This is a genomic window from bacterium (genome assembly GCA_023228325.1).
Classification (GTDB): Bacteria; Auribacterota; UBA6266; order UBA6266; family UBA6266; genus UBA6266.
Map to the genome: position 1 here is coordinate 1,560,545 of JALOBK010000001.1, position 15,110 is coordinate 1,575,654.

At 42.5% G+C, this 15,110-nt stretch carries 14 protein-coding genes; 10 read left to right on the top strand and 4 right to left on the bottom strand.

Annotated features, from left to right (window positions below):
• The 4 genes from M0R36_07480 to M0R36_07495 form a co-directional block, all read right to left on the bottom strand.
• Positions 1-1,335 (bottom strand): hypothetical protein, encoded by a 1,335-nt coding sequence (locus M0R36_07480; GenBank protein MCK9555639.1) that lies wholly within the window; start codon positions 1,333-1,335, stop codon positions 1-3.
• Positions 1,336-1,391: 56 nt separating this feature from the next.
• Positions 1,392-1,967 carry a hypothetical protein gene (locus M0R36_07485; protein ID MCK9555640.1) on the bottom strand — a complete coding sequence of 192 codons (576 nt, stop codon included), beginning with the start codon at positions 1,965-1,967 and terminating at the stop codon, positions 1,392-1,394.
• 67 nt (positions 1,968-2,034) lie between these two features.
• Entirely contained in the window at positions 2,035-3,921 is a 1,887-nt protein-coding gene (locus M0R36_07490; GenBank protein ID MCK9555641.1) for a hypothetical protein, read from the bottom strand.
• A complete protein-coding gene (locus M0R36_07495; GenBank protein MCK9555642.1) occupies positions 3,918-4,991 on the bottom strand; it encodes a GntR family transcriptional regulator in 1,074 nt (357 codons plus the stop codon). Before M0R36_07495 ends, M0R36_07490 begins: the two co-directional genes overlap by 4 nt.
• Positions 4,992-5,441: 450 nt before the next feature.
• Between M0R36_07495 and trxA the strand changes: the two genes are divergently transcribed.
• The 10 genes from trxA (at position 5,442) to M0R36_07545 (ending at position 15,094) form a co-directional block, all read left to right on the top strand.
• Complete coding sequence (gene trxA, locus M0R36_07500; protein ID MCK9555643.1) at positions 5,442-5,759, top strand: thioredoxin; 318 nt, start codon at positions 5,442-5,444, stop codon at positions 5,757-5,759.
• Between the two features lie 33 nt (positions 5,760-5,792).
• On the top strand, positions 5,793-7,598 hold the full coding sequence (locus M0R36_07505) for a histone-lysine N-methyltransferase (protein ID MCK9555644.1): 1,806 nt from the start codon (positions 5,793-5,795) through the stop codon (positions 7,596-7,598).
• A gap of 2 nt (positions 7,599-7,600) precedes the next feature.
• Positions 7,601-8,854: a 3-isopropylmalate dehydratase large subunit gene (locus M0R36_07510; protein ID MCK9555645.1), complete on the top strand. Its 1,254-nt coding sequence runs from the start codon at positions 7,601-7,603 to the stop codon at positions 8,852-8,854.
• A 111-nt stretch (positions 8,855-8,965) separates the two neighbouring features.
• Positions 8,966-9,463 carry a 3-isopropylmalate dehydratase small subunit gene (locus tag M0R36_07515; protein ID MCK9555646.1) on the top strand — a complete coding sequence of 166 codons (498 nt, stop codon included), beginning with the start codon at positions 8,966-8,968 and terminating at the stop codon, positions 9,461-9,463.
• Positions 9,464-9,668: 205 nt separating this feature from the next.
• A complete protein-coding gene (icd, locus tag M0R36_07520) occupies positions 9,669-10,898 on the top strand; it encodes an isocitrate dehydrogenase (NADP(+)) (protein MCK9555647.1) in 1,230 nt (409 codons plus the stop codon).
• A 52-nt stretch (positions 10,899-10,950) separates the two neighbouring features.
• A complete protein-coding gene (locus M0R36_07525; GenBank protein MCK9555648.1) occupies positions 10,951-11,790 on the top strand; it encodes a fumarate hydratase in 840 nt (279 codons plus the stop codon).
• Between the two features lies 1 nt (position 11,791).
• Complete coding sequence (locus M0R36_07530) at positions 11,792-12,322, top strand: FumA C-terminus/TtdB family hydratase beta subunit (GenBank protein MCK9555649.1); 531 nt, start codon at positions 11,792-11,794, stop codon at positions 12,320-12,322.
• A 23-nt stretch (positions 12,323-12,345) separates the two neighbouring features.
• Positions 12,346-13,182, top strand: coding sequence for a sulfide/dihydroorotate dehydrogenase-like FAD/NAD-binding protein (locus M0R36_07535; protein ID MCK9555650.1), 837 nt, complete (start codon positions 12,346-12,348; stop codon positions 13,180-13,182).
• Positions 13,182-14,576: an NADPH-dependent glutamate synthase gene (gene gltA, locus M0R36_07540; GenBank protein MCK9555651.1), complete on the top strand. Its 1,395-nt coding sequence runs from the start codon at positions 13,182-13,184 to the stop codon at positions 14,574-14,576. The genes M0R36_07535 and gltA overlap by 1 nt, the downstream gene beginning before the upstream one ends.
• The gene (locus tag M0R36_07545; protein ID MCK9555652.1) at positions 14,573-15,094 is read left to right on the top strand and encodes a hypothetical protein; all 522 of its coding nucleotides are present in this window, start codon (positions 14,573-14,575) and stop codon (positions 15,092-15,094) included. Before gltA ends, M0R36_07545 begins: the two co-directional genes overlap by 4 nt.
• Positions 15,095-15,110: the final 16 nt, after the last annotated feature.

Sequence of the window (15,110 nt, forward strand, 5' to 3'; positions counted from 1 at the left end):
TTATTCCTGAAGATTCTCTTCTTTTACATTTTTAGGAAGTAAATCCTGAGTGTAGAGCGCCTTAAGTTCATAATATGTTTTTCTCGGTATGCGTTTTTCAACGCCGAGTTCATTTTTGTCGGACAGGGAATTGATGCCCCACCATTCTTCATTCATGTTCATGTTACCGGGAGCTTCTATGTCTTTATAATATTCCCCTTTGGACCAGCTGCCTGTTTCATCCTGTGTGTCGTAACCGCCGTCATTGTATTTCCACCATTCGTCGTTCCATTCAAAAACACATCCTCCGAGACAGTTCCCAATACCTGTTCCGTAATAACTGTTTTCGATGAGGTCTTTTACCTGGGAAGAGATGAATACTGCCTGTGTGTCCTGGTCTTCCCTTGCTTTATGGGCATCATAGGCGTCACAGCCGAATTCGACAACAGCAACCGGTTTGCCGTATTTGCGCTGGACCTGCCTGAAGAAGTTTCCGAATGTTTTGCCCCTGTATACGTTGGATGCGACAAGATCTATATCAGGTGTAACTTCTTTTGCTATCTCCAGAAAAGTCGCGTCGGAATTTCCTAAAGCTACCGGATGGTTCGGATCTATTTCCTTTATTGCTTTTGCGATATCGTTGACAAAGGAATAAAATAATTTTGCTTTCGCGATTCTTCTTTCATAAGGATTTTTGATTTCATCTATTTCAGGCGTTGACCACGGGTTTATTTCTTCGTATCCGAAACTTATGTTTGTTTCATTTCCGAGCAGCCAGAAAAGTATTCCGGGCTCATCCTTGTATTCTTTTACCATGGCTATGACATCTGTTTTTATGGCGTCAGTGAATTCCTTATCGCCGTAATTCGGGGAATTCCAGAGCCCGAGGTAGTGCCCCATAATGGACATAATGCCGTGTTTCTTGTAAAAATACCTTATAACCTGTTTTGTGGCTTCGGGGAACGGACTGGGTTTGTATAGCCTGATTGTATTGACACCCATATTTTCCATCATAGGACCGTCTATGGTCCATGGCCTGTTCGGGTCTCTGTAAAAATCATAAGAGCCGTCCTGTCCGACCGAAATAGGGGAATAGCATACTCCTTTTATAAAAAAGGGATTGTTGTTTACCACCATTTGGGATTTTTCGTTTTCCGTTTCTATGAATACGTTTTGAGGAACGGCGTTGATCTCATCGAAAAAATAATTAGCCTTGGATAGCATGTATGACGCCAGAGATATTTTTTTGGGCGTTACGCCGAAATCTTCCTTGAAAGGGGAAACCCTGATGGAAAAAAGCAATACCAGGATAATTATCGAAAGGGAACAGATAATATAAAAAAACCGTTTTTTCATGAGATCTCCTTAAAGGCGCCGGAAAAGCATGTCCGCTTTTCCGGCGCTGTGAGAATTTACTGCACGTATTGAATGTCGTCTAAATAAAATACGGCTCCGTCCGGATTGTCAAGTTGCGAAGCCGCGAAGCAGAATCCGCCGCTGATATAGCTGAGGTCGGCGCCTGAAAGATCTATTGAATATTTTTTCCATTCGTTTGTAAGGGTTGTAGGGCCGCCGGAAACTGTATCGGTATCGGAAAATTCCCCGGTGATTCCTCCCATTTTAAATTCTACGGTTTCTCCGCCTTTTTCGCCGCGAGCCCAGAATTCAAGAGCTTTTGCGCCGGTAAGGTTATAACCGCCTTTGGAACTTCCCCAGTTGTTGGCAGGGTTTTGCCAGTATATTCCTATCCAACCCTGGCTATTTGTTGTTTTTCCCGTATAAGTTATTTTTATACATGTTTTTCCGGTGTAAGGGGTTTCTGTGCAGTTTTGATTTGCCTGAATTGCGCCTACGTCTCCCATCCAGCCCGAAGGCACGTAATGGTTTCCTTTTGCCATATTATCTGTGTAGACATTGAAAGGAAAATCAACGCCTACCGCAAAGCTTGTGACAAGAATGGCGAAAGTAAATAATATACATTTCTTCATCGTTCATTCCTCCTTATGATAGCTCATTTTTCAGATTTTAAAAGATTAACAGACAGAAATTTTGTAGTCAATCCTTATTCCAGACTTCTTTATAATAAAAATAGGCCGGCCTCAAACGCCTGTAGAAGGGGCTGTTTTTGCCGTCACCCTGTGATGTTATTCCCAGCCATTCCTCATGACTCCATCCGTCGGGCATAGGCGCTCCGAAACTGGGAATGGTATCCTGTACGGCGGCATCCGTCAGGTCCATCCTTTTCCACCATTCATCAGCCCACTCATAGACAACACCGCCTATCGCGTTACCCTCGCCGCTCTCTCCCGCCGCGTTAAAAGCTATATCTTCCCAGTTGCCTTTATGATAAAGCATCTGTTTTTCTTCTCCGTATTCAAGGCTCTGGTTGTTAAAGTAAGCGGAGCACCCGTATTCCGTTATCAGGACCGGCCTGTCATAAATATTTTTTATATCCGACCACAGGTGGTTTCCGAATCCGAAGGTGCCTCTGTAACAGTTAGAACCATACACATCTATATCCGGCGCGAATTCGGCGCATTTGTCGATAAGAAATACATCGCCGTTGCAGATTGCGACGGGCCTTTTCATCGGGTCTAATTCGTGAATTAATTTTGCCGCCTCATTTGCGAAGGAATAGTAAGCGTCCGGATGAGACTGGGAATTATTTGCGTTTCCGTAATTATTCTCATTGCCGAGCACCCACATTATTATGAAGTCTTCATCTTTCAGGTCTTCGACCATGTCGCGTACGCTTTTAAGCATGTTTTTTTTCTGTTCCGAGTTTGTGTAATCAGTCCCTTCCAGCCATGTAGCTCCGGAATCAACAGCATAAACGCCTATATAATTACCGACTATTGCGTAAATGCCGTAATCCTCTTTCAATTTTCTGAAAAGTTCCTTATTATATATTCCGTGATAACATCTTATTACATTGCAGCCCATTTCCCTGAGCAGGGTTCCGTCTCCGACAACAGGTTCATCGGCGTCCTGGATGTTGTTTGCGTTTTTATCAATCCATGAATCAAAAAAACCGTCAATTCTGCCATTTTTGTTCAGATCGTCAAACTGCCAGTCTTTATGCACGGTAAGGGTGCCGAATTCCGGGCTTCTGCCTACAACGTTGGGGGAATATGCCATTGCTTTCATGATGAAGGGTTTTCCGTCGACAAACATCTGCCAGTGGCCGTTTTCATATTTTACGAGTTTTACATAGTCTCCCCCTCTTGTTTCGATTGATTCCATTTTTGAAAGATCCGGCCTGGGGGGAATTACTTCATCCGGATCGCATTCCACGATATAACCGGGATCTATTAAGAACTTGTCGTTTTTAAGATCATTGTCAAATCCGTTGATTATGTCGACTTTTGTGTTTTTCATTTTCATACCCAGTTCGGGGTGTTTTCTTAAAAGCATGTCTATTCTGTCGTAGGCGAGTTTTGACATATATAAAGGTGTGTGCCAGTATGTCCATCCGACAGCTCTGGGAAACATTACGATAACCGCATAATAAGCTTTTAACGCGTGTTCATATTCTCCCGCTTTTTCCAGGGCAAGAGCGGTATAATACAGTTTTACCCCCGGGTCTTCATTTATAGTCGCCCATTTGTAAAAGTTTGTCATATGATCGTCGGTATTTATGAAATCCCATTGCTTTCCCTCGAGTTTACGTGTTCTCAGAGCTTTCAGATATTCGGGGTCTTTAAAAACAGATGTTGTATCAGGGAATATGCCTTCGCCGATTGCCGCCGCCAGGCCGGGCTGGTCCATTATTTTATATTTGTACTTTAATGTGCCGGGGTTTTCAAAACGCCCGTATTTTTCATATTCGACTATTTTTTCTGAGCCCGGATTGCTTAATTTTGGTGATGCCGGTAAAACGGTATGTAAATTAAGGAACAAAATGGAAAAGCATATTGTTATTAAAAAATGATTATTTTTCACTTCACACCTTCTTTTGGTAAGCCGGCTTTCGCGGGCGCTGTTGATTCTCTTACAATCAGCTCTGTCGGCATGCTGATTGTAGGAGCGCATGTGTTATTGTCCCTTTCAATCATATTCATCATCAGCTCTACGCTATAGAAAGCGAGTTCCGGTCTGAATATCCTGACGGTTGTAAGAGGAGGGATGGAATGTCTTGACCATCCGATATCATCGAATCCGATAATAGAAATATCCTTTGGCACGGAAATCCCTTTATGAGACATCACTTTTAATGCGCCTATGGCGGTTTCATCGTTAACCGAAAAGATTGCAGTTATGTCGGGGGCGTCTTTCAGGATCTTTTCCGTCGCCCTGACGCCTCCTTCAACCTGCATGTCGCCTACGGCTGTGATGTTTTTGTCTATAGGTATGCCGGATTCCTTCAAAGCATCAATATAACCCCTGAACCTTTCATTTGCCACAAAAGATTCTATGTCGGAATGGATATAAGCTATCCGTTTGTGGCCTAAGTCAACAAGATGCTTGACGGCTTCCTTGGCGCCCATGTAATTTTCAGAAATGACCGAAGGCATTTTATTGCATGGTTTGCTGTCTATAAAAACACAGGGTAATTCACTGCCGTAACATTTTTCTATTATATTATCCGGCAATTCTCCTATGAGAAAATATCCCGACCAATGGTCGGAATACTGTAGCTCTGCGTTTTTGGATATATCCTGAAAGACAAGATGGTTGTTGTTGCTTGAAAGTTCAGATTGAATAGCGGTAAGGAGATCCATGTGATAAGGCCCTAAAACCGATAATCCGTAAGCCTTTATTATCCAGCAGAAAGTAAGATTTTTGTTTTCGGCCGAAATCGCAGTGGTTACTTTTTCCGGTTCTGAAACAAAAGTCCCTGTAGCCGGAACAGCATATAAAAGGTCTCCCTTAATTAATTCGGCGATGGCTTTTCTCACAGTTGCGCGGTTTACCTGATAAAGTTTGCTGAGTTTTTCTTCGGATGGAATCATTTCGCCCGGCTTATAGGTATGGTCTCTTATCTTGTTGCGCAGGACTTCTGTTAATTGCATATACAGGAAAACGGGTCTATTTCTGTCTAGCGAGTGGTTTGTCACGTTTTTATTAACCCCTATGTTTAATGGTTGTGCAAGACCATACTAGTATACCCCCGGTGTTTGTATCTGTCAAGTCACTAAATATGAAAAGTTATCATATGAACGGTAACCTCAAAAATATCAGTATATATCAAGTATGCAACCTGTATGCTATAAAAAAGGATTACCGCAACCTATTTCTAATGGGTTAAATGAGCTGTAAAGCAGGTATAATAAATCAATATTTATGTTTTTATGCCGGGATATTTTAATTTTATTTTTTATGGTTAATGATGATTAATTATGTTTAAATTTCAATCCTTTGGAAGTTATCAGACGGGTTAAATTTTTGTTGCATTTGAAAGTTTTTAAATGGTAACATTGTCACTCAATTTTAGTTTTTAACATAGTAAAAGGAGGTTAAAAATGGCGATAGTTCATGTTTCCGATGCTGATTTTGAAGAAAAAGTTATCAACAACCAGAAATCGGTTCTTGTAGATTTTTCCGCCGAATGGTGTATGCCCTGTAAAATGCTGGCTCCCGTATTTGAAGCTGTTTCCGATAGTATTAATAATGTCGTTTTTGCCAAGGCGGATGTAGATAATTGCCCCGGTATTTCCTCAAAATACAGTATATTGAGCGTGCCTACGCTTATACTTTTTGAGAAAGGCAAAGTAAAAAACCAGATATCGGGCGCTATGCAGAAAGCGGACCTGGAAAAATGGATTAAAGATAATAGCTGATAAAAAAACAGAAAGAGCGTAAGAGTTTATCATATGAGCGAGAAAATAAAATTGTTTGGCAAACCCGCGAAGAAATTTATACTGAAAAACAGGGAAGAGCCGGAATTGTTCAGGGATTATTTCCCTTATTCTGACGTGCCGAAGATTGTTTTTGATAAAAAAGCGCCGAAGCTGAACATTCCGGAGAATATCTTTATTACCGACACCACTTTCCGCGACGGGCAGCAGGCCAGGCCCCCTTATTCTGTGAATCAGATTGTCGATATTTTCAGTTTGTTGAGCCGTTTAAGCGGACCCAACGGCATAATACGGGCTTCCGAGTTTTTTCTGTACAGCAGCAAAGACAGGGAAGCGGTTGAAAAATGTATGGGAAAAAGGTTTAAGTATCCGGAAGTGACAGGTTGGATAAGAGCGGTAAAAGACGATTTCAAACTTGTAAAGAAAACCGGTTTAAGAGAAACAGGAATTTTAACTTCTGTTTCGGATTACCATATTTACCTCAAGTTGAAACTCGACAGAAAGGCCGCGTTTCACAAATATATCGATATCGTTGAAACAGCTGTTTCAGAGGGGATAAGGGTAAGGTGTCATTTCGAGGATATTACCAGGGCTGATATTTACGGTTTTGCTCTTCCTCTTGCGCAGAAACTTATGTCTATCAGCGAGAAGTCGGGGATTCCGATTAAAATCAGGCTTTGTGATACCATGGGTTACGGACTTCCTTATCCTGAAGCTTCGCTTCCTCGGGGAGTCCCCAAACTTATAGAGACATTTCATAAAGAAGGCGGAGTTCCGGGTGAATTGCTTGAATGGCACGGGCATAATGATTTTCATAAGGTGCTTATTAATTCTGTTGCCGCATGGCTGTACGGTTGTTCTTTTATAAACGGCAGCCTGCTGGGGTACGGGGAAAGAACCGGAAATTGCCCTGTTGAGGCGGCCGTTATCGAGTATATGCAGTTAAAAGGAACGAATGATGGTATGGATACTGCCGCTATCACCGATATCGGAAATTATTTCAGGGATGTAATAAATGCCGATGTCCCGTCTAATTACCCGTTTGTCGGGAAAACATTCAATACAACGAGCGCCGGTATTCATGCCGACGGGGTGTTAAAGAACGAGGAGATATACAATATATTTGATACCACCAAGATATTGAACCGACCGATTGAGATAGTCATTACGGATAAATCCGGAGTGGCCGGAATTGTTCACTGGTTCAATACTTATATCCGGCTGAAAGAGAATATGAAGATAGATAAACGCCACCCCGGGGTTAAGAAGATATTTGATTGGGTAATGAAACAGTATGAAGAAGGGAGAATTACATCTGTATCGCCCGAAGAATTGTTATCAAAAGGGAAGAAATATCTTCCTGAGTATTTTCAATCCGATTTTGACAGTTTAAAATTAAGAGCCGGGAAAATTGCTCTTCACCTTGTTGAGGAATACGCCGAAAAACCCGGGATAAAGAGCATGAATTCGGTGAAAATCGAGCCTGTGCTGGAAACGCTTGTGGAAGAAGACCCGTTTATTCAGTTCGCGTATGTGGTTGATAAGGCCGGCCGGAAAGTTACAAGGAATATTTCAAGCATAGTGGATAAGGCAAAATACGAAACAATGCTGCATGACAGCAATTTTTCCGACAGGGAATGGTTTGTAAAGCCTATGAGCAGCGGAAAATCCTGTGTTACGGATTTTTATACTTCTAAAATTACCGGCAGGCTTTGCATAACTGTTTCCGCTCCTGTTACGGATACCGGCGATAAAATAATAGGCATATTGGGATTTGATATCAAATTCGAGGATCTTGTAAAATTTGAAGAAACGGTTTGATAATGGGGAAAACTCTTTCCGAAAAAATTATTGGGGAACATGCCGGAAAAAAAGTAAAAGCCGGTGATATCGCTGTCGTAAATGTGGATGTCTGCCTCACGCAGGACGGTACAGGGCCTTTGGCCGTTAATCAACTGAAAAAAATGGGACTGGTGAAATCCGCGAACCCCCAAAAAACAGTTTTATTCATCGACCACGCAGCTCCAAGCCCCAGAAAAGAACTTTCCAATGACCACAATATACTAAGGGAATTTGCCGATCAAACAGGGTCTTGTTTGTCTGATGCGGGAGAGGGTGTTTGCCATCAGATAATTAATGAGAAGTTTGTTAAACCCGGGGACATTCTGATCGGCGCCGATTCCCATACGTGTACCGGCGGCGCGTTATGCGCTTTCTCTACAGGTATGGGTTCAACCGATGTAGCGGTGGGAATTGCCCTGGGCAAGACATGGCTCAGGGTTCCCGAAACTTTTAAGGTTATTTGCGGCGGGGAGTTCGGGTCCGGTGTTTCCGCAAAAGACATGATCCTGTACTTTATAGGAGTTATAGGAGCCGACGGCGCTACTTATAAAGCATTGGAATTTACCGGTTCAGCGGTAAAAAATATGGATATGAGCGACAGGTTTACGGTTGCCAATATGGCCGTTGAAGCAGGCGCGAAAACAGGTCTGATAGAATCAGATGATGTAACAAGGCTTTTTCTGAAAGCAATGAAGAGAGAGAAAGATTTCAAAAAAATAAACGCCGACCCCGATGCCGTATATGAAAAGGAATTCAGGATAAATGTTTCCGAACTGGAACCTATGGTCTCTCTTCCGCATACGGTCGATAATACCGTGAAAGTGTCCGAAACCGGTGATATAAAAGTTCATCAGGTACACATAGGCACATGCACAAACGGAAGGTTAAAAGACCTTGAGATAGCTTATCGCTTATTGAAAGGCAGAAAAGTAAAGAAGGGAACGCGTTTGCTTGTAACCCCGGCATCTAAAAATATCTATCTTCAGGCAATGGAGAAGGGGTATATAGCGGAACTTGTAAAAGCGGGCGCTTTAATAAATCCTCCCGGCTGCGGTCCCTGTGTCGGCGTGCATCAGGGAATACTTGCCGACGGTGAAAATTGCCTGTCTTCCCAGAACAGGAATTTCAGGGGAAGGATGGGCAATGTGGAAGGCAATATTTATCTTGCTTCGCCTTACACCTGCGCGGCGAGCGCCTTGACCGGTAAAATTACCGATCCAAGAGAGTTTTTATAAAAAACGCAAATAAAAAAGTATATCAACCGGAGAGATAAAAACAGTTCAATAGTTTTCTTTTTTTACTGCTAAACTGCTCGACTGTTTAACTGTATTCGGTTTGGAGGTTGTGTGAAATTAAAAGGTAAAGCATGGATTTTCGGAGATGATATAAGCACCGATTTGATAGCTCCGGGACGGCTTTTTCATCTTCGGTCGAATTTACCGGAGCTTGCCAGGCATGTTCTTGAAGATGCAAGGCCTGAATTCGCTGCGTCTGTCAAAAAGGGTGATTTTGTCGTCGGAGGAAATAATTTTGGGCTGGGTTCAAGCAGGGAGCATGCTCCTGCAATATTAAAAATCGCGGGTGTCAGCGCCGTGCTGGCAAAGTCTTTTGCCAGGATTTTTTTTAGGAATGCCATAAATGTCGGGCTGCCTGTGATTATCTGTAATACAGATAATATTAAAGAAGGGGATATGCTGGAAGCAGACCTTGAATCCGGAAAAGTTGTTAACCTTGCTTCCGGAGATGAAATTGTTTTTTCGCCTTTGCCGCCGGCCATGAGGAAAATATTGCAGGATGGCGGTCTGGTTGAGCATATAAAAAAACACGGGGATATAGAAGTTTAATAAATAATTTAAAAATAAAAAAGCAGGAGAATTTGAACCACAGATGATATATGTATATACAGATAGGGAAAAAGATAAAAGAGATATAAGAATTGTATAATAAAGATTTTATCTCCGCCTGCCGGCAGGCAAGTCTTCTATCTGTGGTTTGAAAAGTATAAAGCGCAAATTAGCGAGTCTTAATTTTAACTATGGAGAATTAAAATTGGCTGAAAAAATTACGGTTAAAGGAAATAAACTTGTGGTCCCGGACAATCCCTGCATCGCTTTTATGGAGGGGGACGGAATAGGCCCGGATATCTGGAAAGCTACACGTTATGTTGTCGATGAGACTGTGGCAAAATTATATTCCGGAGGCAGGAAAATTGAATGGGTTGAAGTTTTAGCGGGAGAAAAAGCATATAAAAAGACAGGTAATTGGCTTCCCGAAGAAACGCTCAGAAAAATAAAAGAATATATTGTGGCTATAAAAGGGCCCTTGACTACCCCGGTCGGCGGAGGGATAAGAAGTCTTAATGTCTCTTTACGCCGGCAACTGGACCTATTTGCATGTGTTCGTCCTGTCAGGCATTATAAAGGAGTTCCCAGCCCCGTCAAAGAACCTGATAAAATCAATATGGTTATTTTCAGGGAAAATACCGAAGATGTATATGCGGGAATAGAATGGCAGGAAGGTTCACAGGAAGCAAGGAAGATAATCGATTTTCTCAAGGCTCAGTTTGCCGCCGATATAAGAGAAGATTCGGGAATCGGGATTAAACCCATGAGCAAATTCGGTTCTAAGAGAATAATAAGGAAGGCGATAAAACACGCTCTTAAGAATGGTTTTAAAAGCGTGACCATGATGCATAAAGGCAACATCCAGAAATTTACAGAAGGGGCGTTTAGAAAATGGGGTTATGAACTTGCTAAAGAAGAATTTCCGGATAATGTAATAAGCGAAGATGAATTATGGGAAAAGCATGGAGGAAAACAGCCCGAAGGGAAAATTACGCTGAAAGACCGCATTGCGGATATTATGTTTCAGCTTGTTCTGTTGCGGCCTTTGGAATTTGGCGTGATAGTAACTCCTAATTTGAACGGTGATTACCTTTCCGATGCGGTCGCGGCTCAGGTAGGGGGTATAGGAATGGCTCCCGGAGCCAACATAGGCGATTTTACCGCAATTTTTGAGGCCACCCATGGTACAGCTCCGAAATATGCAAATCAGGATAAAGTAAACCCGGGGTCTCTGCTCCTGTCGGCGTGTATGATGCTTGAATACATTGGGTGGTCTGAAGCTTCCGAATCTATAAAAAAGGCTATGGAAAAGACCATATCGTCGGGTAAAGTTACTTATGATCTTGCAAGGCAGTTGAAAAATTCCGTTGAGTTGAAAACGACACAGTTCGCGGAAGAAATCGTAAAAAACCTGAACGGTGTTTATAATATTTAGATTTTCCTTTTTCATGTTGGTTAATCCCCTGTGAAGGTAATAATTTTGGATTATGAAAAGAAATATCAAAGCTGAATTAATAGAGAAGAAAATTAGCGACGGTTTTAAAAGAATCAATTTTTCTCTGCCATCCGATTTGAAAAAAGCGATTGAAGGAGCATTAAAAAAAGAAAGCGTTTTTCTTGCCAGATTTACGTTGGAAAACATTCTTAAGAATAATCGAATCGCCGGCAAAAGCCGCCTGCCCCTGTGCCAGGACTGCGGGCTTGCCGTAATATATGTTGAAATAGGGGAAGACATAAATATAAAAGGTTCGTTGACAGCCGCTATAAACAGAGGGGTTGAAGAAGCATATTCTTCCGCTTTCCTGAGAAAGTCTGTGTGCGGACCGCTTACAAGAAAAAATACGGGAAACAATCTTCCTCCCGTAATTCATTACAATTTTGCGAAGGGCGATTCGTTAAAAATACATATTATGAGCAAGGGTGGCGGGAGCGACAATAAAAGCCGTCTGAAAATGCTTAATCCTTCCGACGGACTTGAAGGGATTATGGATTTCGTATGTGAAACGGTGAAAAAAGCCGGTTCAAGCGCCTGTCCGCCGTATATTGTCGGGATAGGCATAGGCGGTTCTTTTGATACGGTTTCATTCCTGGCTAAGAAAGCGCTTTTCAGAAAAATAGGCACGGGAAACCGTGATAAAAATCTTAATAAAACAGAGAGATATATTCTTGAAAGAATAAACAGGTTGAATATTGGCGCCGGAGGTTTTGGCGGCGTGACGACAGCTTTGGCGGTTCATATAAATTCAGAACCCTGCCATATAGCGAGTTTGCCTGTCGCTGTTAACATCAATTGCCATTCGGCAAGGTCATTATTGTTGAAATTTTAATATGAAAATTCATTACCTGAAAACTCCTGTAAAAGATAATGTTCTCGAAAGATTAAAAGCGGGGGATATAGTATATCTTTCCGGGGATATTTTTACCGCGAGAGATACGGCGCATAAATTGACATGTAAGCTGATAAAGAGCGGAAAGAAAGTACCGTTCAATATAAAAGGGGAAATAGTTTATTATTGCGGCCCGGCTCCCGGCATAAAAAAAGGTTCGGTCGGATCATGCGGGCCTACTACAAGTTCCAGAATGGACAGGCACACGCCTCTTTTGCTTAAAAAGGGAATAAAAGCAATGATAGGGAAGGGCGTCCGTTCCGATAAGGTGATTAAAAGTATTGTCAAAAATAAAGCGGTTTATTTTGCTGCTCCGGCAGGGTTGGGCGCGCTCCTGTCAAAATGCATAAGGAAGTCCGAGGTGTTGGCATTTGGGGAACTGGGGCCGGAAGCGGTTTACCGTTTTCATATTGAAGATATGCCTTTGATTGTAGCGGTTGATTCGAAAGGCAAATGTATTTATAAGGCTTAAATTAATCGGGATGGGGTTTATCGATGCATAGAATAATATCAAAAAAGAAAATAGCGGAAGATATATTTAAAATTGTATTGGAGGCGCCTGTTGTTGCGGCAAAGAGAAAAGCCGGGCAATTTGTGGTTTTGAGACCCGAAGAAACAAGCGAAAGGATCCCCCTTACAATATTTGATTCCGACGCAGGAAAAGGGACTATAACCATTATTGTCCAGGTGGTGGGAAAAACGACGAGAAAAATAGCTTCGCTCGGGGAAGGTGAAAACCTGCTGGATGTTGCCGGACCTCTCGGCAACCCGACGCATGTTGAAAGAAAAGGAAATATAGCCGTGGTCGGAGGCGGTGTCGGAACGGCAGTTGCTTATCCTGTGGCAAAGGCTTTTAAAGAAGAGGGCAACAATGTTATGGGAATAATCGGCGCCAGGACGAAAGACCTGATTATACTTGAGGATGAAATGAGCGCCATAACTTCTGAATTGTTCATTACCACAGATGACGGAAGTTACGGCAGAAAGGGATTTGTGACCGATGCTTTAAAAGATATTATCGAAAAAAATCCGGTAGCCGAAGTTTTGGCAGTGGGCCCGGTGCCTATGATGAAAGCGGTATGTGATCTGACAAAACAATATAATGTAAAAACTATGGTGAGTTTAAATCCGATTATGGTGGATGGCACAGGGATGTGTGGCGCATGCAGGGTTACCGTAGCGGGAAAAACAAGATTTACCTGTGTTGACGGGCCGGAGTTCAACGGCCATGAAGTGGACTTCGACGAGCTTAGCAAAAGACTGAAGGGCTATTCTGATATGGAAAAACATTATATCGGACATAAAGGGTGTAATCTGGAGAATAAAGTCTGATGAAGGATAAACATGACAGGCAAAAAATGCCGGAACAAAAGCCTTCGGAGAGAATAAAGAATTTCAAAGAGGTCCCGTTTGGTTATACGGAAGAGCTTGCATTGAATGAAGCTTCCCGGTGCCTTGAATGTAAAAAACCGATGTGCGTTAAGGGTTGTCCTGTTAATGTTCCCATCCCGGATTTTATAAAACTCGTAAAACAGGGAAAATTTGCCGAGGCTGCGAGAAAAATTAAGGAAGCGAACTCACTGCCTGCCATCTGCGGGAGAGTCTGTCCTCAGGAGGATCAGTGCGAAAAATTATGTGTTATAGGGAAAATGAGCAAGCCTGTGGCTATCGGCGCGCTGGAGAGGTTTGTCTCCGATTATGAGAGAGAAAAAAGGAATGTCGCAATTCCGAAAGTATCCGAAAAAACAGGCAAGAAAGTGGCTGTTGTGGGTTCGGGACCTGCCGGATTGACGGTTGCCGGTGAGCTTGCCAAAAAAGGGCATGAAGTCACTATTTTTGAAGCTCTTCACAAGCCGGGCGGAGTTTTGGTTTACGGTATCCCTGAATTCCGGCTGCCTAAGAAAATTGTAGAGTCCGAAATAGATTATGTCAAACAACTCGGGGTTAAGATAGTAACCAATGCTGTCATCGGAAAATCTGCTACTGTGGCTGAACTGCTTGAAGGTGAATTTAATGCCGTTTTTATCGGCAGTGGCGCGGGAGCTCCCAAATTCATGAATATTCCCGGCGAGAATTGTGTCGGGGTTTTTTCGGCAAATGAATATCTTACCCGCTCAAATCTTATGAAAGCGTATATGTTTCCCGAGTATGACACCCCCATACCCAGAGGAGGGATTGTTGCCGTTGTTGGAGGAGGTAACGTTGCTATGGATTCGGCAAGGACCGCCCTTCGGCTCGGAGCCGAAAAAGTTATAGTTCTTTATAGAAGATCCAGAGAAGAGATGCCGGCGCGAATAGACGAAATCCATCATGCGGAAGAAGAAGGTATAGAATTCCATTTTCTGGTGAACCCCATAAAATTTATTTGTGATGAACACGGAAAAGTGAAGGAAATCGAGTGTATTAAGATGAAGTTGGGAGAACCGGACGATTCGGGGAGGAAACGGCCTGTAAAAATTGATAATTCTGAATTTTCCGTTAAAATCGATACAGTTGTCATAGCCATAGGGAATGACCCTAATCCATTGATTCAGAAAACTACGCCGGGGCTTGAGGTGAACAAATGGGGAAATATAATAAGCGGAAAAGAATCCGGCAAAACAAGCATTGAAGGGGTGTACGCCGGCGGTGATATCGTGACGGGGTCAGCGACTGTGATAGAAGCCATGGGCGCGGGGAAAATTGCGGCCGGGGCCATTCATAAATTTTTAATGGGCGAAAAATGACATCGGACAAACACCAGCGTATTCTATTTGCGGGTAATATAGTTGTCTTACTGGTAATCCTTGTCCTTTTCGGATATCTGGCATGGGGCAAGTTTTATTCGGAGGAGGCGCTTTTTAAAAACCGCGTAACAGGGATAAAAAAAGCTCTTGAATCAAAAAATATCGGGTTTGTAGAAAAGATGTTATCCGATGAATACCGGGATGACCTTGAATTTGATAAGACCATGGCTGTAAATTATATATCTTCCATATTCAAGGATGCCGCCGATGTCAGGATATTTATAGGGGACATAAAGTGTATTTTCGAAGGAGAGAAGGCCTTTGCCGAGATTAAAGCAGAGTACAGGATTAAGACCAAAGATTATCTGTTTACAAATGTGCTGTCTGCGAACCCCGGCAAGAATACATTAAAAGTGGTTTTTAATGATGAAGATGGTTTATGGCTTGTATCAGAGGTTAAAAATTTCCGCGAATTTTTTGGTATTGAAAAAGCCCAGGTAAGAAACTATTTCAGGTAATGCCGGCCATATAAAA